Here is a 21,297-nt window from a genome sequence, read left to right as displayed (position 1 = left end):
TCCTTCGTGCTTCGGAGACCTGCTACTTGTGCGGTTGCGGCGCGGGCCGCATCCCGCCGACGCCTTCGTCGTCCGCGTCCGCGAACAGCGCCGGGTCGTACGGAAGGTCGTCCAGCGCCTCGTGTTCCTCCAGATTCGACAAGCCGTTGGTCCGCGTCGGCGTGTGTTCACCGAGCAGGGCGAGGCTGTCGCGCAGCCGGTCGACGTCTCCGCCCACCCGCCGCACATCGCGGGTCTCACCCATCTGCCGGACGATGGCCCGCACGCTGAGTGCCAGCTCATCGAGCTTTCGCCGGGCCTTGTCTAGCTCGTACTCCACGGTCGAGGTCATGCGTACGCACCTCCTGCGCCGAGATCGGACGTGACGCAGTGTGCCGTGGCTGATGATTCATTAGGAAGGCTTTCCCGGAGGTTTTTCCGGGTTGTGATCTGCTTTTCGAGCAACTCCTTGCGGGAGCTCCGGAAATAACAAGATCGTCATGTCTGGGGGGCGCCGTATTCGGCGCTCGCGCAGGCATGACGATCTTGCTTTCCGCTGTGGATCATTAAGTTGATCAATAGGTGGACCATCGAGTGCACCATCGAGTGCACCATCGAGTGGATCAATAAGTGGATCAATCCTTCTCGAGTGAAACCGTCGCATTCGGGTCTGATTCCACCCGCGCGCGCGTGGCGGCGATCCGCGGCCGGCCCGGGAGGACTGCCTCCGCTTCGGCCAGCGCCTGCCGCGCGCCGTCGGCGTCCCCGGCGGCCCGCAGGCACAGGGCCAGCACGCACAGTGAGTCCGCGTGCCCGGCGGGTGTCTTCCGCTCCTGCTTCACATTGCCCCGGGCGATCCGTACGGCCTTGACGGGGTCACCGTGCAGGACGTGCAGCAGCGGATGCCTGTCCTCGGAGGGTTCGAACTTCAACATGGCCCCGGAGGGATGCAGGTAATACTCGTCACCCGCGGACAGTGCCTGCTCGGCGGTGGCGAGGTTTCCGGCCAGTGGCAGTGTGCCCATGACCAACGCCTGCACCGCGACCTCGCCGTACAGGTGCCGGGCGGTGTTCCAGTCGGGCCCGCCGACCGTCATGCCGTCCAACATGCTTTTGGCGAGCCCGGCGGCCTGGGCGTCGTCCGCCCGCGCCTCGGCCGCGATGATCCGCGCGAAAGTGCGGTACGGCTCACCGTCCGGACCGTCGGGGAACAGGTCGGACAGTTGCTGGACCAGGGCCACATCCCCGGCCTGGTAGGCCTCCAGGAGCTTCTGGTGCAGCAGGAAGGCCCGCCCGACAGGGGTTCCAGGCTCGGGTGCCCCCAGTCGGGTGTCCGGCCCGGGCGCGCCCCCGGTCCGGTCCCAGGGCCGCTGTTCCGTACTTTCGGACTGTCCCTGGGCCGCTGGAGTACGCCCACGGCCGGTCCACTGCCGCCACTTGTCACCAAACGAGTTCGCCACGTGTTGATTCTGCCTGGTACCGGCCCGAAACGACGCGGGCGGGCTGACACCCTCCACGCCCCGTACCATGGGCACTGGTATATCCACACAGATCTTCCGGGACGCGTCGTCGTCCACTCCAGCCGATCGAGAGAACGCCGCCGCATGCCCACGCGCACCGACATCCGTAACGTCGCCATCGTCGCCCACGTCGACCACGGCAAGACCACCCTGGTCGACGCCATGCTCAAGCAGGCCGGTGCGTTCTCCGCGCACCAGCACCTGGACGACCGGATGATGGACTCGAACGACCTGGAGCGCGAGAAGGGCATCACCATTCTCGCGAAGAACACGGCGGTCAAGTACCACCCGAAGGACGGTGGCACCGGCGACATCCCGGAGATCGTCACGATCAACATCATCGACACCCCCGGCCACGCCGACTTCGGTGGTGAGGTCGAGCGCGGCCTGTCGATGGTCGACGCGGTCGTCCTGCTCGTGGACGCCTCCGAGGGGCCGCTCCCGCAGACCCGCTTCGTGCTCCGCAAGGCGCTCGCAGCCAAGCTGCCGGTCATCCTGTGCATCAACAAGACGGACCGTCCCGACGCCCGGATCACCGAGGTCGTCAACGAGACGTACGACCTGTTCCTGGACCTGGACGCGACCGAGGAGCAGATCGAGTTCCCGATCGTCTACGCCTGCGCCCGTGACGGTGTGGCCTCGATGACGCAGCCGGAGAACGGCACCGTCCCCCCGGACAGCGAGAACCTCGAGCCGTTCTTCAACGCGATCATGCAGCACGTCCCGGCTCCGGAGTACGACGAGTCCGCGCCGCTGCAGGCCCACGTCACCAACCTCGACGCGGACAACTTCCTCGGCCGTATCGCACTGCTCCGTGTCGAGCAGGGCGAGCTGAAGAAGGGCCAGACCGTCACGTGGATCAAGCGCGACGGCACGATGTCCAACGTCCGCATCACTGAACTGCTCATGACCGAGGCGCTCACCCGCAAGCCGGCTGAGAAGGCCGGTCCTGGTGACATCTGCGCGGTCGCGGGTATCCCGGAGATCACGATCGGCGAGACCCTCGCCGACCCGGAGAACCCGATCGCGCTGCCGCTGATCACGGTGGACGAGCCGGCCATCTCGATGACCATCGGAACCAACACCTCGCCGCTGGTCGGCAAGGGCGGCAAGGGCCACAAGCTCACCGCCCGCATGGTGAAGGACCGCCTGGACAAGGAGCTCATCGGTAACGTCTCGCTCCGCGTCCTGACCACCGAGCGTCCCGACGCGTGGGAGGTGCAGGGCCGTGGTGAGCTGGCGCTGGCCATCCTCGTCGAGACCATGCGCCGTGAGGGCTTCGAGCTGACCGTCGGCAAGCCGCAGGTGGTCACCCGCGAGATCAACGGCAAGGTCCACGAGCCGGTCGAGCGTCTGACGATCGACTGCCCCGAGGAGTACCTCGGCGTCATCACCCAGCTGATGGCCGCCCGCAAGGGCCGCATGGAGACCATGACCAACCACGGCAGTGGCTGGATCCGCATGGAGTTCATCGTCCCGGCCCGTGGCCTCATCGGCTTCCGTACGGAGTTCCTCACGGACACCCGCGGCACCGGCATCGCGCACAGCATCTTCGAGGGCCACGAGCCGTGGTTCGGCCCGCTGCGGATGCGCAACAACGGTTCGCTGGTCGCCGACCGCGCCGGTGTCGCGACGCCGTTCGCGATGATGAACCTCCAGGAGCGCGGCGTGATCTTCGTCGAGCCCACCACCGAGGTGTACGAGGGCATGATCATCGGAGAGAACTCGCGCTCCGACGACATGGACGTCAACATCACCAAGGAGAAGAAGCTCACCAACATGCGGGCGGCGTCCTCGGACACCACCGAGAACCTCATCCCGCCGCGGAAGCTGTCGCTCGAGCAGTGCCTGGAGTTCTGCCGCGAGGACGAGTGCATCGAGGTCACCCCGGAGACCGTGCGTATCCGCAAGGTCATCCTCAGCCAGAACGACCGCGCCCGTTCGGTGTCGCGCGCCAAGCGCAACTGAACCGGCTCCGCCCTTGACGGGCGGGACGGCCGGGGCTGGTGTTCCGGCTGGTGAGATGATCGAAACGTTCCTCTGATCGAATTTGATAAATTTCGATCAAAAAAGAACCGATGACCTATGGCATTTATGCTGCGGGTCATCGGTTCTTTTGCTTTTGATCTTTAAGATGGGGTGAAAAATCCCGATTACTCGTGTAGTAGTTGATCAACTGCGAAGGAATTGATCATTCCGGTCGGCGATGATCTATGGTCAACGTTTTGGTTTTTCTGGTTTGTTTTCATAACCAATGCGCAACGCCTGTGTAAATAGTCGATCGCTTAGCAGGTCCGTGGGTTCAGACCTCTTGACGCCCCTGCGAATCGGTTGCGAGAGTCCGTGCGGCCACCCAAACCAACGCCAGTTGTAGCCGGGCCTCACATCGGGGGACTCCGCCGTATGACCACGCAACCAGAGCTTGCCCCGAAGGCGGGAGGATCCCCGCCGGTCGGAACAGGCGGAAGCCTTCTGCCGGATCCGGCCGAGGTCCAGCTCCACAAGGAGATCGTCGGGCGCTCACCCCGGCAGCTCGCCTGGCTGCGGTTCCGCCGTGACCGCACGGGGATGGTCGCCGCCGGTGTCGTCCTGTTCTTCTTCCTTGTGGCACTCTGCGCGCCTTTGATCAGAATGGCGTACGGCAAGGACGCCTACACAACGTACGGCCAGCAGAAGGTCGGTCTGCTCAACGAATACGGATTCCCGATCGGGCCCAACGGCGGGATCAGCGGCGACTTCTGGTTCGGCATCGAACCGACCCTCGGTCGCGATGTCATGATGCAGTTGGTCTACGGCATCCGTACCTCATTGATGATCTCCATTGCCGTTGTGGTGATCGTGACGGTGGTCGGCACCGTCCTGGGCATCACCGCCGGCTATCTGGGCGGCAAGTTCGACTACATCGTCGGCCGGGTGATCGACGTCCTGCTGGCCATGCCGTCGCAACTGTTCTTCATCGCGTTCACGCCGGTAGTGATCGCCCTGTTCGTCTCGTCGGACCGGCAGACCCCGACGTGGCTCCGGGCCACCGCACTGATCGTCGTCCTCTCCTTCTTCGGCTGGGTGCGGATCGCACGTGTCCTGCGCGGCCAGGTGCTCTCGCTCCGGTCCCGGGAGTTCGTCGAGGCAGCGAAGGTCTCCGGCGCGGGGACCAGACGGATCGTGTTCAAGGAACTCCTCCCCAACCTGTGGACGCCGATCCTGATCGTCGCGACCCTCGATGTCCCGTCGTACGTGACGATCGAGGCCGGGCTGTCATTCCTGGGCGTCGGCATCAGCGAACCAACCCCGGACTGGGGACGGATGTTCCGCCGTGGCGCCGACGTCTACATGACCGACATCACCTACCTCGCCTTCCCGGCGCTGGCGATGCTCCTGTTCGTGCTCGCCTTCAACTTGTTCGGCGATGCGGTCCGCGATGCCCTGGATCCGAAGACCGACCGCTGACCCGGTCGTCCGTCCCCACAGCCCACCCGCTCTCAGGCGCGGGTGAAAACCCGCACGGTCCGCTCCGTCCGCGCCGCACGACCACCGGTCGTCACGCGCCCGGCCCTCCCAGGCCGGGACACAGCACAGGGGGATCAACAAGATGAAGACCAGAACCGCAAGCCGGTTCGCTGCCGTAATAGCGGTGGCGGCTCTCGGCGCCTCCGCGTGCAGCAGTGGAGGCGGAGGCAACAAGGCGGACGAACCCAAGCAGTCCGCGCCCCCGGTCCAGGAGGCCAAGGTCTCCGTCGGCACGGCCCAGGACTCCACGGGCCCGGCCGTAGAGGTTCCAGGGGCGAAGAAGGGCGGCACGCTGTCCATCCTGAACCGCCGCGACTTCGCCCACCTGGACCCGGCCCGCACCTACGTCGCCCATGAGATGACGATGGCGGAGCTGCTGACCCGTCGCCTCACGTACACCAAGACCGTCGGCGACAAGCAGATCCTGGTCGGCGACCTGGCCACCGACGCCGGAACGACCACCGACGGCGGCAAGACCTGGAAGTACACGCTCAAGGACGGCCTGAAGTGGGAGGACGGCAGCCCGATCACTTCCAAGGACGTCAAGTACGGCGTCGAGCGCACGTTCTTCCCGGCCTTCACCGAGGGGCCGACCTGGATCCAGCAGTGGCTGGCCGGGACGGAGAAGTTCAGCGACGTCTACGGCGGTCCGTACGACGGCAAGGAACTCGGCCCGGACATGGTCGAGGTCCCGAACGACAAGACCATCATCTTCCACCTCAAAGAGGCCCACGGCGACTTCCCCTTCGCCGCGGCGATGGGCATGACCGCAGCGGTGCCGAAGGCGAAGGACACCAAAGAGGAGTACGACCTCCGGCCGTTCGCCTCGGGGCCCTACAAGATCTCCGAGCACACGCCCGACAAGTCGATCACGCTGGTGAAGAACGAGAACTGGGACCCGAAGTCAGACTCGGTCCGGCACCAGTACGTCGACACCTTCAAGGTCGAGGTCGGCGTGCAGCCGACCCAGCAGTTCGAGCGTCTCATCCAGGCCAACGGTTCGGACGCCAGCGCGTTCACCCTGACCGAGCGCTTCGACTCGGCCACGGCGAACCGGGTCCTCAACGACCCGGCGCTCAAGGCCCGGGTCACCGACAGCATCGGACCGTACGCGAACTACTGGACCATCAACAACAAGCGCATCCCCGACAAGCAGGTCAGGCTCGCGCTGCTCACCGCCTTCCCCCGGCAGCAGGTGCGGCTGGCTGAGGGCGGCCCGGTCGCCGGCGACTTCTCCACGACTCTGAGCTCGCCGTCCCTGCTGGGCTGGAAGAAGTACCCGAGCCCGTTGGACAGCATCCCGCCGACCGGTGACCCGGAGAAGGCCAAGCTGATCCTGACGCAGGCCGGCAAGCTCGGCCAGACGATCGTCTTCGGTTACGGTGCCACCGCGGTTTCGCAGCAGCGCGCCGTGGCGGTCAAGGCGGGTCTGGAAGCGGCCGGCTTCAAGGTCGAACTGAAGGAACTCCCGGACAAGGAGTACCAGGACGTCGTCGCCAAGTTGGACAAGCCCTTCGACATCCACTGGAACGGCTGGGGCGCCGACTGGCCGACCGGAGCCACGGTCTACACCCCGGTCTTCGACGGCCGGCAGATCCGCGACAAGGGCCAGAACCTGGCGCTGTACAACAACCCCGCGGTGGACTCCGAGATCGACCGGATCATGAAGATCTCGGACCTGAAGGAACAGGGCGTCGAGTGGATGAAGCTTGACCAGAGAATCATGGAGGATATTCCGGTCATCCCGTACATCTACCAGCGGCACATGCTGATGTACGGCCCGAACGTGGGCGGTGCCCACAACGGTGGCTACGGCCAGATCGACCTGAACGACGTCTTCGTCAAGTAGCCGACTTTGTTGCGGACCACCGTGCGGACCGGGGACGACCGTCCCCGTCCGCGCCGTGGTCCGGGTGAAGTCCCGTTCTCCAGGCGCACGTTGTCGGGGCGGCCGGTCCGGAGGTGACCCCTCCGGACCGGCCCGCGCCGACGTCTCCGCGCCCGGTCCGGAGGAGAGCCGGTCCATGCTCCGATTCCTCACACGACGGCTGCTCGGTGTAGTCGTCATCCTGTTCATCATCAGCACCATCACGTTCTATCTGTTCTTCGCCTCCTCTGGTGCGGACGACGTCGTCACGTTGTCCTGCGGCAGGCAGTGCACTGATGCCACCCGCGAACTCATCAAGCACGACCTGGGTCTCGACAAGCCGTTGTACCAGCAGTACTGGACGTACATGGCGGGCATCTTCACCGGTCGGAACATCGGCAGCAAGATGTGCGAAGCGCCTTGTCTGGGCTACTCGTTCGCCAGCAAGCAACCGGTTACCACGGCACTCGTCGACCGGTTCCCGGTGACGATCTCCCTGGCCGTCGGCGCCCTGGTGATGATCCTGCTGTTCGGCATCACTCTGGGGACGATCGCAGCCCTGCGCCGCGGCGGGCTCGGCGACAAACTGGGGATGAGCGCTTCGCTGGTCCTCGTCTCCACCCAGATCTACGTTCTAGGGCCTTTCCTGACCTGGGTGTTCGTTAATCAGCTCGGTTGGCTTGACCGGCCGGTCTACCACAATTTCACCGACGGTCCAGGAGCCTGGTTCATCGGCCTCCTGCTCCCATGGTTCTGTCTCATGGCCATCTTCATGGCCTTGTACGCACGACTGACCCGGTCGACGATGATCGATGTCCTCAACGAGGACTTCGTCCGGACCTTGCGGGCCAAGGGGCTCGCACCTTGGCAGATCTACTTCAAGCACGCCTTCCGGGGGGCGATGAGCCCGATCGTCACCATCCTGGGTGTCGACTTCGGTGTCCTGCTCGGCGGCGCGATCATCACAGAATCGACCTTCAGCCTGCAGGGCGTCGGCATGCTCGCGGTGAACTCGGTGGTCAACTCCGACCTGCCCATGATGATGGGCGTGGTGCTGGTCGCCGCGACCATCACCGTGCTGGCGAACCTGGTCGTGGACATGCTGTACGCAGCCATCGACCCCCGTGTCCGGCTCGGCTGAACGGCGGAGACCTCCATGAACCTCAGTAAGAACGAATCCTCCGCAGGGGAGCCGGCCATGGAAGCAGTCGCAATCGAACCCGGCCTGCGCGGGGGTGCGACCGCAGAGCCGACCGGGGAGCCCCTCCTGGCCGTCCAGGACCTCAAAGTCCACTTCTCCACACACGACGGTGTCGTCAAGGCGGTGGACGGCCTGTCCTATGACGTCCAACGCGGGCGCACCCTCGGGATCGTCGGGGAGTCGGGGTCCGGAAAGAGCGTCGGTACGCTGGCGATCCTGGGTCTGCACAACCCGGACAAGACACATCTCGAGGGTGGGATCCGGTTCGACGGCAAGGAACTGGTCGGTCGCTCGGAGCGGGACATGCGCAGCCTGCGTGGCAACCGCATCTCGATGATCTTCCAGGACGCGCTCGCAGCCCTCTCCCCTTATTACACGGTCGGCGAGCAGATCATCGAGATGTACCGCCGCCACACCGGCGCCTCGCGCAAACAGGCCCGGGAACGCGCCATCGAGATGCTCGACCGCGTCGGCATCCCCAGCGCCAAGACCCGGGTGGACGACTACCCGCACCACTTCTCCGGCGGGATGCGGCAGCGCGCCATGATCGCGATGGCCCTGTCCTGTGACCCCGACCTGCTGATCGCCGACGAGCCGACCACCGCGCTCGATGTGACCATCCAGGCGCAGATCCTCGACCTGCTGCGGGACCTGCAGGAGGAGTTCGGTACGGGGATCATCTTCATCACCCACGACCTGAGCGTGATCGCCTCGATGGCGCACGACGTGCTGGTCATGTACGCCGGGCGGTGTGTCGAACGCGGCACCGTACGCGAGGTGTTGAAAGCCCCGAAGCATCCGTACACCTGGGGGCTGCTGTCCTCGATGCCGGATCTGGGGTCGGATGTGGACGTGCCGCTCAAGCCTGTGCGCGGCACTCCGCCGAGCCTGCTCTCGCCGCCGCCCGGCTGTCCGTTCAACCCCCGGTGCGACTACGTGGCCAAAGTCCCCGACGCCGCCTGTTCGACCGTACGCCCTGATCTGTTGCCGCTTGTCGGGCACGCGACTGCCTGCCACCTCACTTCCGAGGAGAAGCAGCAGGTGTTCACCGATGAGATCCGGCCACTGCTCGGCTGACCGACTGTCAGGAGACAGAAGAGATGGACAAGACAGTCACCAGCCCGGTGCTCGGCAAGCCGAAACTGACGGAAGCACTGCTTGAGGTCGATGGCCTGGTCAAACACTTCCCGGTCCGGAGTCACAGCATCTTCCGCAAATCAGCCGACGCCGTCCGGGCCGTCGACGGCATCAGCCTGACGCTCGACAAGGGGGAGAGCCTCGGACTGGTGGGAGAGTCCGGGTGCGGTAAGTCCACCACCGGCCGGCTCATCACCCGGCTGATCGACCCGACGGCCGGTCATATCCGGTACGAGGGGCGGGACATCGCCAGGCTCAGCCGCAAGCACCTCGCGCCGATCCGCTCCGAGATCCAGATGATCTTCCAGGACCCGTACTCCTCCCTGAACCCCCGGCACACCGTCGGTGCGATCGTCGCGGCACCGATGGAGATCAACAACATCAACCCGGAGGGCGGCCGGAAGAAGCGGGTCCAGGAACTCCTGGAGCGGGTCGGGCTGAACCCGGAGCACTACAACCGCTTCCCGCACGAGTTCTCCGGCGGGCAGCGGCAGCGCATCGGCATCGCCCGCGCGCTGGCTCTTGAGCCGAAGCTGATCGTGGCCGACGAGCCGGTGTCCGCGCTGGACGTGTCGATCCAGGCCCAGGTGGTCAACCTGCTCCAGGGGCTGCGCAACGACCTGGGTATCGCCTTCCTGTTCATCGCGCACGACCTGGCGGTCGTCAGGCATTTCTCCGAGCGCGTCGCGGTGATGTACCTCGGGAAGATCGTCGAGATCGCCGACCGGGATTCGCTGTACGGGAACGCGCACCACCCCTACACCCACACGTTGCTGTCCGCGGTCTGCGAGATCGACCCGGACAAGGCCGCGGCCCGGGTACGGGTGCGGGCCCGCGGTGAGGCGCCCAACCCGATCAACCCGCCGTCCGGCTGCCGCTTCCGGACCCGCTGTCCGCTCGCGCAGGAGATCTGCGCCGAGAAGGAGCCTCCACTGGTGTCGGTCGAGTCGCTGCTCGAAGGCCACAAGGTGGCGTGTCACTTCCCCGGTCCGCTGCTGAAGACCGCCGAGCTGGCGCATGACAGGATCCCGGCGCTGGCCGTCGAGACGGTGGCGCCCATCACGGGGGACGCCGCCACAGCGCCGTAGAAGTGCGCCGGTACGGCGGCCGGTTTCGGTGAGTACGTGCGGAGACCGGCGCTGCGATGGCGCTTGCCGTTGCCGTTTACGGGGCACGCGAGGCAGTGGGTTGGAGCTGGGAAGATCTCGCGGTGCGTGCCGGGATGACCGCCGGCGAGGTGGAACTGATCGAGGAGTCCGGAACAGTCCCTACGGTCGACCTTCTCGCCCGGCCGGCTCACGCGTTCAGCGCGGAGGTCGTCTTCAGCTACGACGATGACCGCACCCGGACCACTTTTACTCCGAAGGTCGCGGCGTAACCGTGGCGCCCACCAGGGGGGACGCGACTACCCCGACGGAGTAGTCGGGGACAGCGGCGAGGCACAGGGATCAGGAGCCCGTACGGTCGGATCTTTTATCCCTTTTCTATGCTCTTGACCAGGGGATATGTGCCGTGTATGGCAGATGGGTGTTATCTGAATGAGATCGCCCGGGGGGTTGGTCTTTGCCTGGCATTGACCAATAGTGAGAGGCGCTCCGCCCACAGGCCCGGGATCGCACGGCATTGAGCCGCCCCCGGACTGGCGGATGTGGTTGGCGTGTACCCCCTTCCAGGGCGGCCGTCCAGCTCACACCACCCGACGGTTTTTCCCGCAGGAGGATTCCCCATGCGTACACGTACGCGCTTCACCGGTATCGCCGGCCTGGCCGCGCTGGCGCTGACCGCGACCGCTTGCGGTGGCAGCAGTTCCAGCGGCTCGGGTGTCCCGGCCGGCTACTACACGGTGTCGAGCATCCAGCCGCAGAACCTGCTCCAGCCGGCCAACGCGAACGAGACCGGCGGCGGGTTCCCGCTGATGATGCTCTTCACCGGGCTTTTCGACTACGACAGCAAGACCGGTGCCACGGTTCCGGCGATGGCGGAGACCTTCGAGACGACCGACTCGCAGAACTACACCGTGAAGATCAAGTCCGGCTGGAAGTTCCACAACGGCGAGCCGGTCACCGCGAAGTCCTACGTGGACGCCTGGAACTTCGGCGCACTGAGCCCCAGCAAGCAGATCAACGCCGCGTGGTTCGCCGACATCGAGGGCTACGCCGACGTCCACCCGAAGGACCCGGACGGCAAGAAGGGCCCGCTCGAGGCCCCCGCGCCCACGGCCAAGGAGATGTCCGGGCTGAAGATCGTCGACGATCACACCTTCACCATCAAGCTGGTGCAGCCGGTCTCCTCCTTCAAGGCCAAGCTCGGTTACATCGTCTTTTCGCCGCTGCCCGCCGAGTTCTACAAGGACCCGGAGAAGTACGGCAAGGAGCCGATCGGCAACGGGCCGTTCAAGCTGGACGTCAAGAACGGCGGCTGGCAGCAGAAGAAGTCGATCACTATGCAGCGGTTCGACGAGTACCAAGGCGGTGACAAGGCGAAGTCGAAGGGCGCGCGCCTGGTCTTCTACACAACGCCGGACGCCGCGTACACCGCTCTGCGGGACCACAAGCTCGACGTGATCGACAAGATCCCGCCGATGGCGCTCAAGACCTTCAAGACCGACCTGGGCACCCGGGCGATCACCCAGCCGCAGCTGCGGATCCAGAAGATCGGCTTCCCGCTCTACGACCCGGCCTGGAAGGCACTCAAGGACGGCGCGAAGGTCCGGGAGGGCATTTCCCTGGCCGTCGACCGCGAGGGCATCGTCAAGTCACTGTTCAACGGGGACTACAAGCCGGCCACCGACTGGCTGGCGACGGGCCTGCCCGGCAACAGTGACGTCCTGGGTGAGACCGGCAAGTTCAACCCGGTCAAGGCCAAGGCCCTGATCGCGGAGGGCGGCGGCCTGCCCGGCGGCAAGATGACCATCGGGTACGGAAGCGACCGCGGCGACAAGACGTGGGCCGACGCGGTCTGCAACAGCATCAACCAGACCATGGGCGGCGAGGTCTGCGCGGGCAAGCCCTACCCGCTGTTCGCCGACCTGCGGCAGGACATCACCAGCAAGAAGATGACCTCGGCGTACTCCACCGCGTGGATGGGCGACTACCCGTTCCCGGACAACTTCCTGGCGGACATCTACAAGACCGACGCTCCGTCGAACGACACCACGTACTCCGACCCGGCCTTCGACAAGCTGACGAAGCAGGCGATGGCGGCCCCGGCCGAGCAGTCACTCCCGATCTGGCAGCAGGCCGAGCAGGAGCTGAAGAAGACCCTGCCGAGCATTCCGCTCTGGTACCACGTGACCAACGGTGGTCACTCGACGAAGGTCACCAACGTGCAGTACGACGCCTTCGGCCGTCCGGCGTGGTCTGAGATCACCAAGAAGTAGCGCGGTACCGGTAGTCCGTACGACGGCGGCCGGCTGGCGCCCCCGGTCCGGGGCGGCGGTCGGCCGTCACCAGTTCCGTCGCCGTTAAATATGGGCGATCCGGACATTTCATACGTGAATGATCTGAATCGATGCGGAACTGTCATCAAAACGGACAGTCTCGGGCAAGGTCGTAAATCGCTCGCTAGTGGGGAACCGTGGACATGCGGAGTGCATGGCATCTCGCACCCCTGTATGTGAAGGCAGGGCATGACTTCAACCGACGAAGGTAAGGTGAAAGGCCGTCGAGTCCGCATGTCGGACAAGGTCCGCCTGTAGTGGCGATCTTGGAAACGTGGATGTTACCGCCGCGTCGCGTAATCAACATGTCCATGCGGTGTGCTCAGGACTGATGACATCCAGTGATCGCGTTGCCATGATGTGTGGTGTGGTTACGTGCAACCGGTTGTTGAATCTGCCCAGGTCGCGCAGGGTGGGTCCGCGGCTGACGGTCGCTCGCGGGCGGCCTGGCCGCGACTGAATCCAGTCACTCTGCGTGCACTTTCCTGTCGCTGGAACTCAGTCTTAACCAACTGCTTATGTTTCGTTCATCGGACTGTATGCTCCGGTCAGCGGTACGACCTCCCCGAATGGTGCAGCTTGCGCACGAGTCCTGGGCGTCCGAAATATGAGACGCCCGTACGGCCTATGTGATCAAAATGCAATCTCCGACTTGTTGGATACAGCCATTCGGTGACGGATAGTAGACGCGCTTGTGCTCGGAACCAGGTCATGCGCTCGGGAGCGTTGACTCGCCGGGCAGGTGCGGTGGGGCTCATTGACGCTCACCGCTCCCACTTCCGTAGGTAAAGAAACAGGGGAGGCACCCATGCGCGGAAAGCGTGTGACATTGGTCGTCGGAGCGTCGGCACTCGCGCTCGCTGCGACGGCTTGTGGTTCGAGCAGCGGTGGCGGCGACAAGCTGCCCAAGGGCTACTACTCGGCGAGCAGCACCCAGCCGCAGAACCCGATCCAGCCGGCGAACGCCAACGAGACCGGTGGCTCGTACGCGCTGGACGTGCTCTTCCGCGGTCTCTACAGCAATGATGAGAAGACCGGCGCGCCGGTCCCGGCCATGGCCGCGGACTTCCAGACGACGGACAACACCAACTTCACCATCAAGATCAAGACCGGCTGGACCTTCCACAACGGCGAGCCGGTCACGGCCAAGTCGTTCGTGGACGCCTGGAACTGGGGCGCGCTCGCCACCAACAAGCAGATCAACGCTTCCTGGTTCGCCGACATCGAGGGCTTCGACGCGGTTCACCCGTCGGCCCCGAAGGACGCACCCAAGGACGCGGCCCCGCCGGCCCCGACCGCGCAGACCATGACCGGTCTGAAGGTCGTGGACGACACCACCTTGACGGTGAAGCTTTCCACCCCGGTCGCCTCCTTCAAGGCGAAGCTGGCGTACAACGTCTTCTCCCCGCTGCCCTCGGCGTTCTTCAAGGACCCGGAGAAGTTCGGCAAGGAGCCGGTCGGCAACGGCCCGTTCGAGCTGGACAAGAAGAACGGCGGCTGGAACCAGAAGAAGTCCATCACCGTCAAGCGCTACGACAAGTACGCCGGTGAGGACAAGGCGAAGGCCGCGGGTGTCCGTCAGGTGTTCTACACCGGTTACGACGCCGCCTACGTCGCGCTGCTCGACAACAAGCTCGACGTGATCGACCAGATCCCGACGTCGGCGATGACCAAATACAAGAAGGACCTGGGCGACCGCGCGATCACCTCGACGCAGCTGGCCCTCCAGAAGATCGGCTTCCCGCTGTACGACCCCGCGTGGAAGGCGCTGCCGGACGGTGCCAAGGTCCGCCAGGGCATCTCGATGGCCATCGACCGTGAGGCCATCCTCAAGGGGGTCTACCAGAACGACCGCCCCGCGGCGATCGACTGGCTGGCCCCGGGCATCCCGGGCCACACCGACGTGCTTGGTGAGTTCGGCAAGTTCGACGCCAAGAAGGGCGCCGCTCTCATCAAGGAGGGTGGCGGCATCCCCGGCGGGAAGCTGACCATCTCGTCGAACGCCGACGGTCCGCACAAGACCTGGATCGACGCGGTCTGCCACAACTTCAACCTCAACACGGGCATCCCGTGTGAGGGCAAGATGTACCCCGAGTTCGCGTCGTTCCGTACGGACGTGACGAAGAGCAAGATGACCTCGGCGTACCGAACCGGCTGGAAGGGTGACTACGCGTACCCGGACAACTTCCTCGCCGACATCTACAAGACCGGCGCCTCCTCGAACGACTCCAAGTACAGCGACGAGAAGTTCGACGCGCTGACCAAGCAGGCCTCCGCGGCGACCAACAGCGATGAGGCCGTCAAGCTGTGGCAGGACGCCGAGCGTGAGCTCGTCAAGACCATGCCGTCGATCCCGCTGTGGTATTACGCCACCACCGCCGGTTCCTCGACCAAGGTGAGCAACGTCAGCTTCGACGTCTTCGGTGTCCCGATGTGGACCCAGATCACCGTCAAGTAAGCACGGTGTAAGCACGTTCTCAGCCCGGCCGGGGGGTTATACCTCCGGCCGGGCTGCGTTCCGAGCCATACCGAAACGGACCCGCAAAACGGGCGAGAATCGTGGGTAAGGGACAATACTGATCACCTGGCCGGCGATGTCTGGAAACAGGCCGCGTCGGCTGTGGCGCGGCAGCCGGGCGGACCGGCCGGCTATGACTGCAGGAGGGTATGTATGGGGCGATATGTCGTGCGACGACTGCTCCAGATGATCCCGGTGTTCATCGGGACAACGTTCTTGATCTATTTCATGGTCTACAAACTTGGTGGCGACCCCATCTCGGCCATGTTCGGGGACAAGGCGGTGGATCCGTCCTTCGTGGCGGAGATGCGCAAGCAGTTTTATCTGGACCAGCCTCTGCTCTTGCAGTACTGGCACTACATCTCCGGCTTGGTGCAGGGCGACTTCGGTATCAGCTTCTCCGGCCTTCCAGTCTCCGAGGAACTGGCGATCGCGTTCCCGGTCACGATCAGGCTCGCCCTGCTGGCCTTCGCGATCGAGATCGTCCTGGGCATCGGCCTCGGTCTGCTCGCCGGCCTCAAGCGCGGCAAGCTCATCGACTCGATCGTGCTCATCGGCACGCTGGTCATCTTGTCGGTCCCGGTCTTCGTGCTCGGCTTCATCCTGCAGTACGGGCTGGGCCTGAAGTGGGGTGTCTTCGAGGCCACCGCCCAGGTCGGCACGCCGACCTGGGGCCAGCTCATCCTCCCGGCCATCGTGCTCGCCGGTCTGTCGATGGCGTACGTCGCCCGGCTGACCCGCACCAGCGTCGTGGAGAACATGCGCGCGGATTACGTCCGTACCGCCACCGCGAAGGGGCTTCCCCGCCGCCGTGTCGTCACGGTCCACCTGCTGCGCAACTCGCTCATCCCGGTCGTCACCTTCCTGGGCGCCGACCTGGGCGGCCTGATGGCCGGTGCGATCGTCACCGAGGGCATCTTCAACGTCGACGGCGTCGGCCGCCTGATCTACCTGGCGGTCACCAAGCACGAGTCGGCCACCGTCGTCGGCGCGGTCGCGGCCCTGGTCATCATCTACATGGTGATGAACCTGATCGTCGACCTGCTGTACGCCGTCCTGGACCCGAGGATCCGGTATGCCTGAGAACCATAAGAAGTCCGGCGAACAGCTTCCGGTCGGCAGCGCCGACCAAGCCCTGACCTCGGCAGTGGGGGAGAACCCCGCCACCGCCCTGGCCGCCGAAGAAGGCACCACGCTGACGAAGGCGGGCCCGCGTACGGAGCCCTCCACATCGGCGGAGCCCGCCGCCGCGGCCCAGCAGGCCCGCAGCGCGTGGGGCGAGGCCTGGCGCGAGATGCGCCGCTCGCCCAAGTTCTGGATCTCGGCGTTCCTGATGGTCGTGATCCTGGTGATGGCCGCCTGGCCCTCGCTGTTCACCGGCGCCGACCCGAAGTTCTGCCCGATCCAGGAGACCAACCTGGGCTCGTCCGACGGGCACCTGTTCGGCACCACAGTCCAGGGCTGTGACGTCTACGCCCGGACCATGTACGGTGCCCGCGCCTCGATCATGGTCGGTGTCGGCACCACCCTGTTCATCGTGGTTTTCGGCACCCTCGTCGGCGCCCTCGCCGGTTACTTCGGCGGCTGGGTCGACGCGATCCTGGCCCGCTTCACCGACATCTTCTTCGGCATCCCGACGATCCTCGGCGCCCTGGTGTTCATGAACGCCTTCAAGGACGACCGCGGTGTGCTCACCGTCTGCACCGCACTCGGTGTCTTCGGCTGGATGCAGGTCACCCGCATCATGCGCGGTTCGGTCATCACGACCAAGGAGAACGACTACGTGACCGCCGCCCGAGCCCTGGGCGCCGGGACCAGCCGGATCATCACGAAGCACATCCTGCCGAACTCCATCGCCCCGGTGATCGTGGTGGCGACCATCTCGCTGGGCACCTTCATCGCCGCCGAGGCCACGCTGTCCTTCCTGGGCATCGGGCTCCCGTCGTCGATCGTCTCGTGGGGTGGCGACATCTCCAACGCGACGACCGTGATCCGCGACGCCCCGGCCCAGCTGTTCTGGCCGGCCGCGTTCCTCTCGGTGACCGTGTTCAGCTTCATCCTGCTCGGCGACGTGGTTCGCGACGCCCTCGACCCGAAGCTCCGTTGAGGTGGGTGGCACAGTGACGACCGAAACTCTCGCGAAGGACGCAGTGAAGGACGCCGCGGCCGCTCCGCTGCTCGAGGTCGACAACCTGTTCGTGGAGTTCCACACCCGCGACGGTGTGGCCAAGGCGATCAACGGTGTCTCGTACGCCGTGAACGCCGGTGAGACCCTCGCCGTCCTCGGTGAGTCGGGCTCCGGTAAGTCCGTGACCGCCCAGGCGATCATGGGCATCCTCGACATGCCGCCGGGGAGGATCCCCTCCGGGGAGATCCGCTTCCACGGCAAGGACATGCTCCGCATGTCCGAAGAGGAGCGCCGGAAGATCCGCGGCCAGAAGATCGCGATGATCTTCCAGGACGCGCTCAGCGCCCTGAACCCGGTCTACTCGGTGGGCTTCCAGCTCGGCGAGATGTTCCGGGTGCACCGTGGCATGTCCCGCAAGGACGCGAAGGTCAAGGCCGTCGAGCTGATGGACCGGGTGCGTATCCCGGCCGCCAAGGAGCGGGTCAACGACTACCCGCACCAGTTCTCCGGCGGTATGCGCCAGCGCATCATGATCGCCATGGCGCTGGCCCTGGACCCCGAGCTGATCATCGCGGACGAGCCCACCACGGCCCTCGACGTGACGGTGCAGGCGCAGATCATGGACCTGCTCGCGGAGCTGCAGCGCGAGTCCAACATGGGTCTGATCCTGATCACCCACGACCTGGGTGTGGTCGCGGACGTGGCCGACAAGATCGCGGTGATGTACGCGGGCCGGATCGTCGAGCAGGCACCCGTACGGGAGCTGTACGCCAACCCGTCGCACCCGTACACCAAGGGCCTCCTCGAGTCGATCCCGCGCTTGGACCAGAAGGGCCAGGAGCTCTACGCGATCAAGGGCCTGCCGCCGAACCTGATGCGCATCCCGTCCGGGTGCGCGTTCAACCCGCGGTGCCCGTACGCGCAGGACATCTGCCGTACCGACACCCCGCAGCTGCTTGAGGTCACCTCCGGCCGCGGCAGCGCCTGCCACTTCTCGAAGGAGGTCCTCGATGGCAGCCTCGTCTAACCCGGCCAAGGGTGAGCCGATCCTGCAGGTCAGGGATCTGGTCAAGCACTACCCGATCACCCAGGGCATTCTCTTCCAGAAGAAGGTCGGCGCGGTCAAGGCCGTCGACGGCGTGACCTTCGACCTGTACAAGGGCGAGACGCTCGGCGTCGTCGGTGAGTCAGGCTGTGGCAAGTCCACGGTGGCGCGGCTCCTGATGAACCTGGAGAAGGCCACCGCCGGCCAGGTGCTCTACAAGGGTGAGGACATCTCCAAGCTGTCCGGCAAGGCCCTCAAGGCCGTCCGCCGGAACATCCAAATGGTGTTCCAGGACCCGTACACCTCGCTCGACCCGCGGATGACCGTCGGCGACATCATCGGTGAGCCGTACGACATCCACCCGGAGGTCGCGCCCAAGGGCGAGCGCAAGGCCAAGGTCCAGGAGCTCCTGGAGCTGGTCGGGCTGAGCCCGGAGCACATCAACCGCTACCCGCACCAGTTCTCCGGCGGTCAGCGGCAGCGCATCGGCATCGCCCGCGGTCTGGCCCTGAACCCCGAGATCATCGTGGCGGACGAGCCGGTGTCCGCGCTGGACGTCTCCGTCCAGGCGCAGGTCATCAACCTGTTCGAGAAGTTGCAGGACGAGCTGGGCCTGTCGTACGTGTTCATCGCGCACGACCTGTCGATCGTCCGGCACATCTCGGACCGTGTCGCGGTGATGTACCTCGGCCGGATGGTCGAGATCGGCACCGACGAGCAGATCTACGAACACCCGACGCACCCGTACACCCAGGCGCTGCTCTCCGCGGTTCCGGTGCCGGACCCGGCGGGCCGGGAGACACGCGAGCGGATCATCCTGACCGGAGACGTGCCGTCGCCGGCGAACCCGCCGTCCGGCTGCCGTTTCCGTACGCGCTGCTGGAAGGCCGAGGACATCTGCGCGGAGCAGACACCGGAGCTGATCATCCCGGTCGGGATGCTGGACCTCGCGGCCCACCCGAGCCGCTGCCACTTCGCCGAGGACAAGGACATCGTCGGCGTAGCGTGATGCTTCGAGTACGCGAAGGGGCCCCGGACCGGTTCACTGGTCCGGGGCTCTTTTTCATACTTTGAGGTGTATTGGCGTAGTCCAGCGTGCAGGGCTGTGGATCATGTGGGAAATTCGTACTAATTGTCCGAATTCTTACTGTGAGGCCTCACGATGAGACGTCCCACCGTCCGGTACACGGCACCACTCGTCGTGGTCTCGGCAATCGCGCTGGTCGCCACCGCCTGCGGCGGTGGTGGAAGCACCGACTCCCTGCCCAAGGGGTACTGGACGGCGTACGGCTCCCAGCCGCAGCGGCCGATCCAGCCGGCCAACGCCATGGAGACCGGCGGGTCCTACGCGCAGAACCTGATGTTCCGGGGTCTGTACACGTACGACGAGAAGACCGGCGGCCCGGTCCCCGCGCTGGCGGCGGACCTCCAGAGCACGGACAACCAGAACTTCACCATCAAGGTGAAGCCCGGCTGGACCTTCCACAACGGCGAGCCGGTCAACGCCAAGTCTTTCGTGGACGCGTGGAACTGGGGCGCCAACGCGGCGAACAGTCAGATCAACTCCTCCTGGTTCTCCATCTTCGAGGGTTACGACGTCGTGCACCCCAAGGACCCGGACGGCGAGGAGGGCGCGCAGAAGCCGCCCGCGCCCACGGGCAAGGAGATGTCCGGGCTCAAGGTCGTCGACGACACGACGTTCACGGTGAAGCTGTCCCAGCCGGTGGCCTCGTTCCAGGCGCGGCTTCCGTACACCGCCTACAACCCGCTGCCGCAGGAGTTCTACAAGGACCCGGCGAAGTACGGCAAGACGCCGATCGGCAACGGTCCGTTCGAGATCGACACCAAGAACGGCGGGTGGGCGCAGAAGAAGTCCATCACCGTCAAGCGCTACGACAAGTACGCCGGTGCCGACAAGGCCAAGTCGGCCGGCGGCCGACTGGTGTTCTACACCGGCTACGACGCTGGTTACGTCGCGCTGATGGACAACAAGCTGGACGTGATCGACCAGATCCCGATCGCGGCGAGCACCAAGTACAAGCAGGACCTCGGTGACCGGGCGGTGGCCCAGCCGCAGCTCGGCATCCAGAAGATCGCCTTCCCGCTCTACAACGCCGAGTGGAAGAAGCCGGAGAAGGCCAAGGTCAGGCAGGGCCTCTCGATGGGCATCGACCGCGAGGCGATCCTCAAGGCGCTCTACCAGAACGACCGTCCGGCCGCCGTCGACTGGCTCGCCCCGGGCATCCCCGGCCACAAGGACGTCCTGGGTGAGGTCGGCAAGTTCGACCCGGTCCGGGCCAAGGCGCTCATCGCCGAGGGCGGCGGCGTCCCTGGCGGCAAGGTGCAGATCGCCTCGAACGCCGACGGTCCGCACAAGGTGTGGATCGACGCGGTGTGCAACAGCATCAGCGCCAACCTCGGGGTCCCCTGCGAAGCCAAGATGTACCCCGAGTTCGCCAGCTTCCGTGACGACGTCACGAACAGGAAGTTGGGTTCGACGCTCTTCCGTACGGGCTGGAAGGGCGATTACGCCTTCCCCGACAACTTCCTCGCCGACATCTACATGACCGGCGCGGCGGCCAACGACTCCACGTACTCGAACAAGACCTTCGACGACCTGGCCAACCAGGCGATGGGTGCCCCGAACGAGGCGGCCGCGCTGACGCTGTGGCAGGACGCCGAGAAGGAGCTCGTCCGCGACCTCCCGACGATCCCGCTGTGGAACTACGCGACGACTGCGGGATATTCGAAGAACGTGACGGACGTACGGTACGACGCGTACGGAACGCCGGTCTGGACGGACATCACCAAGAAGTAGTTTTCGCGACGCTTGTCGGCCCCGGTCCCGCAGCTGCGGGACCGGGGCCGACAAGCGTCGCAGAAGCGTGTGGTAACACGGGGGGGTTGGTGGTTTAAGGGCCTACACATACCGGAAGTACACACCCCTGGGGTGGTG

Annotated in this window: 16 protein-coding genes; 14 read left to right on the top strand and 2 right to left on the bottom strand. The window is 65.3% G+C overall.

The annotated features are described in order from the left end of the window. Positions 1–22: 22 nt before the first annotated feature. Positions 23–331, bottom strand: a complete 309-nt coding sequence (locus AC0Z36_RS23730; protein WP_485465052.1) for a hypothetical protein — start codon at positions 329–331, stop codon at positions 23–25. A gap of 283 nt (positions 332–614) precedes the next feature. Next, positions 615–1,439 carry a hypothetical protein gene (locus AC0Z36_RS23725; RefSeq protein ID WP_485465051.1) on the bottom strand — a complete coding sequence of 275 codons (825 nt, stop codon included), beginning with the start codon at positions 1,437–1,439 and terminating at the stop codon, positions 615–617. A gap of 144 nt (positions 1,440–1,583) precedes the next feature. On the opposite strand from AC0Z36_RS23725, the gene typA reads away from it, so the two are divergent. The 14 genes from typA (at position 1,584) to AC0Z36_RS23655 (ending at position 21,159) form a co-directional block, all read left to right on the top strand. Then, positions 1,584–3,467, top strand: coding sequence for a translational GTPase TypA (gene typA, locus AC0Z36_RS23720; RefSeq protein ID WP_485465050.1), 1,884 nt, complete (start codon positions 1,584–1,586; stop codon positions 3,465–3,467). A gap of 435 nt (positions 3,468–3,902) precedes the next feature. Further along, positions 3,903–4,946, top strand: coding sequence for an ABC transporter permease (locus tag AC0Z36_RS23715; protein WP_485465049.1), 1,044 nt, complete (start codon positions 3,903–3,905; stop codon positions 4,944–4,946). A 142-nt stretch (positions 4,947–5,088) separates the two neighbouring features. Further along, on the top strand, positions 5,089–6,855 hold the full coding sequence (locus AC0Z36_RS23710; protein WP_485465048.1) for an ABC transporter substrate-binding protein: 1,767 nt from the start codon (positions 5,089–5,091) through the stop codon (positions 6,853–6,855). A gap of 175 nt (positions 6,856–7,030) precedes the next feature. Beyond that, entirely contained in the window at positions 7,031–8,014 is a 984-nt protein-coding gene (locus AC0Z36_RS23705; protein ID WP_485465047.1) for an ABC transporter permease, read from the top strand. 57 nt (positions 8,015–8,071) lie between these two features. Beyond that, positions 8,072–9,151 carry an ABC transporter ATP-binding protein gene (locus AC0Z36_RS23700; protein WP_485465046.1) on the top strand — a complete coding sequence of 360 codons (1,080 nt, stop codon included), beginning with the start codon at positions 8,072–8,074 and terminating at the stop codon, positions 9,149–9,151. Positions 9,152–9,174: 23 nt separating this feature from the next. Next, entirely contained in the window at positions 9,175–10,299 is a 1,125-nt protein-coding gene (locus AC0Z36_RS23695; protein ID WP_485465045.1) for an ABC transporter ATP-binding protein, read from the top strand. A 122-nt stretch (positions 10,300–10,421) separates the two neighbouring features. Continuing rightward, positions 10,422–10,589 (top strand): hypothetical protein, encoded by a 168-nt coding sequence (locus AC0Z36_RS23690; RefSeq protein WP_485465044.1) that lies wholly within the window; start codon positions 10,422–10,424, stop codon positions 10,587–10,589. A gap of 348 nt (positions 10,590–10,937) precedes the next feature. Beyond that, complete coding sequence (locus AC0Z36_RS23685; RefSeq protein ID WP_485465043.1) at positions 10,938–12,590, top strand: peptide ABC transporter substrate-binding protein; 1,653 nt, start codon at positions 10,938–10,940, stop codon at positions 12,588–12,590. 868 nt (positions 12,591–13,458) lie between these two features. Next, positions 13,459–15,108, top strand: coding sequence for a peptide ABC transporter substrate-binding protein (locus AC0Z36_RS23680; protein ID WP_485465042.1), 1,650 nt, complete (start codon positions 13,459–13,461; stop codon positions 15,106–15,108). A gap of 213 nt (positions 15,109–15,321) precedes the next feature. Then, positions 15,322–16,251, top strand: a complete 930-nt coding sequence (locus tag AC0Z36_RS23675) for an ABC transporter permease (RefSeq protein WP_485465041.1) — start codon at positions 15,322–15,324, stop codon at positions 16,249–16,251. Further along, positions 16,244–17,275 (top strand): ABC transporter permease, encoded by a 1,032-nt coding sequence (locus AC0Z36_RS23670; protein WP_485465040.1) that lies wholly within the window; start codon positions 16,244–16,246, stop codon positions 17,273–17,275. The genes AC0Z36_RS23675 and AC0Z36_RS23670 overlap by 8 nt, the downstream gene beginning before the upstream one ends. A gap of 13 nt (positions 17,276–17,288) precedes the next feature. After that, positions 17,289–18,323 (top strand): ABC transporter ATP-binding protein, encoded by a 1,035-nt coding sequence (locus AC0Z36_RS23665; protein ID WP_485465039.1) that lies wholly within the window; start codon positions 17,289–17,291, stop codon positions 18,321–18,323. Further along, positions 18,307–19,350 (top strand): ABC transporter ATP-binding protein, encoded by a 1,044-nt coding sequence (locus AC0Z36_RS23660; RefSeq protein ID WP_485465038.1) that lies wholly within the window; start codon positions 18,307–18,309, stop codon positions 19,348–19,350. The genes AC0Z36_RS23665 and AC0Z36_RS23660 overlap by 17 nt, the downstream gene beginning before the upstream one ends. A gap of 153 nt (positions 19,351–19,503) precedes the next feature. Next, complete coding sequence (locus tag AC0Z36_RS23655) at positions 19,504–21,159, top strand: peptide ABC transporter substrate-binding protein (RefSeq protein WP_485465037.1); 1,656 nt, start codon at positions 19,504–19,506, stop codon at positions 21,157–21,159. Positions 21,160–21,297: the final 138 nt, after the last annotated feature.

Source organism: Kitasatospora sp. UYEF31 (genome assembly GCF_057291755.1).
This window is presented reverse-complemented; position numbering and strand designations above follow the sequence as displayed.

Coding starts and splice junctions, on each gene's coding strand:
- AC0Z36_RS23730 (WP_485465052.1), bottom strand. CDS start 331: ATGACCTCGACCGTGGAGTACGAGCTAGACAAGGCCCGGCGAAAGCTC.
- typA (WP_485465050.1), top strand. CDS start 1,584: ATGCCCACGCGCACCGACATCCGTAACGTCGCCATCGTCGCCCACGTC.
- AC0Z36_RS23715 (WP_485465049.1), top strand. CDS start 3,903: ATGACCACGCAACCAGAGCTTGCCCCGAAGGCGGGAGGATCCCCGCCG.
- AC0Z36_RS23710 (WP_485465048.1), top strand. CDS start 5,089: ATGAAGACCAGAACCGCAAGCCGGTTCGCTGCCGTAATAGCGGTGGCG.
- AC0Z36_RS23705 (WP_485465047.1), top strand. CDS start 7,031: ATGCTCCGATTCCTCACACGACGGCTGCTCGGTGTAGTCGTCATCCTG.
- AC0Z36_RS23700 (WP_485465046.1), top strand. CDS start 8,072: ATGGAAGCAGTCGCAATCGAACCCGGCCTGCGCGGGGGTGCGACCGCA.
- AC0Z36_RS23695 (WP_485465045.1), top strand. CDS start 9,175: ATGGACAAGACAGTCACCAGCCCGGTGCTCGGCAAGCCGAAACTGACG.
- AC0Z36_RS23685 (WP_485465043.1), top strand. CDS start 10,938: ATGCGTACACGTACGCGCTTCACCGGTATCGCCGGCCTGGCCGCGCTG.
- AC0Z36_RS23680 (WP_485465042.1), top strand. CDS start 13,459: ATGCGCGGAAAGCGTGTGACATTGGTCGTCGGAGCGTCGGCACTCGCG.
- AC0Z36_RS23675 (WP_485465041.1), top strand. CDS start 15,322: ATGGGGCGATATGTCGTGCGACGACTGCTCCAGATGATCCCGGTGTTC.
- AC0Z36_RS23670 (WP_485465040.1), top strand. CDS start 16,244: ATGCCTGAGAACCATAAGAAGTCCGGCGAACAGCTTCCGGTCGGCAGC.
- AC0Z36_RS23660 (WP_485465038.1), top strand. CDS start 18,307: ATGGCAGCCTCGTCTAACCCGGCCAAGGGTGAGCCGATCCTGCAGGTC.
- AC0Z36_RS23655 (WP_485465037.1), top strand. CDS start 19,504: ATGAGACGTCCCACCGTCCGGTACACGGCACCACTCGTCGTGGTCTCG.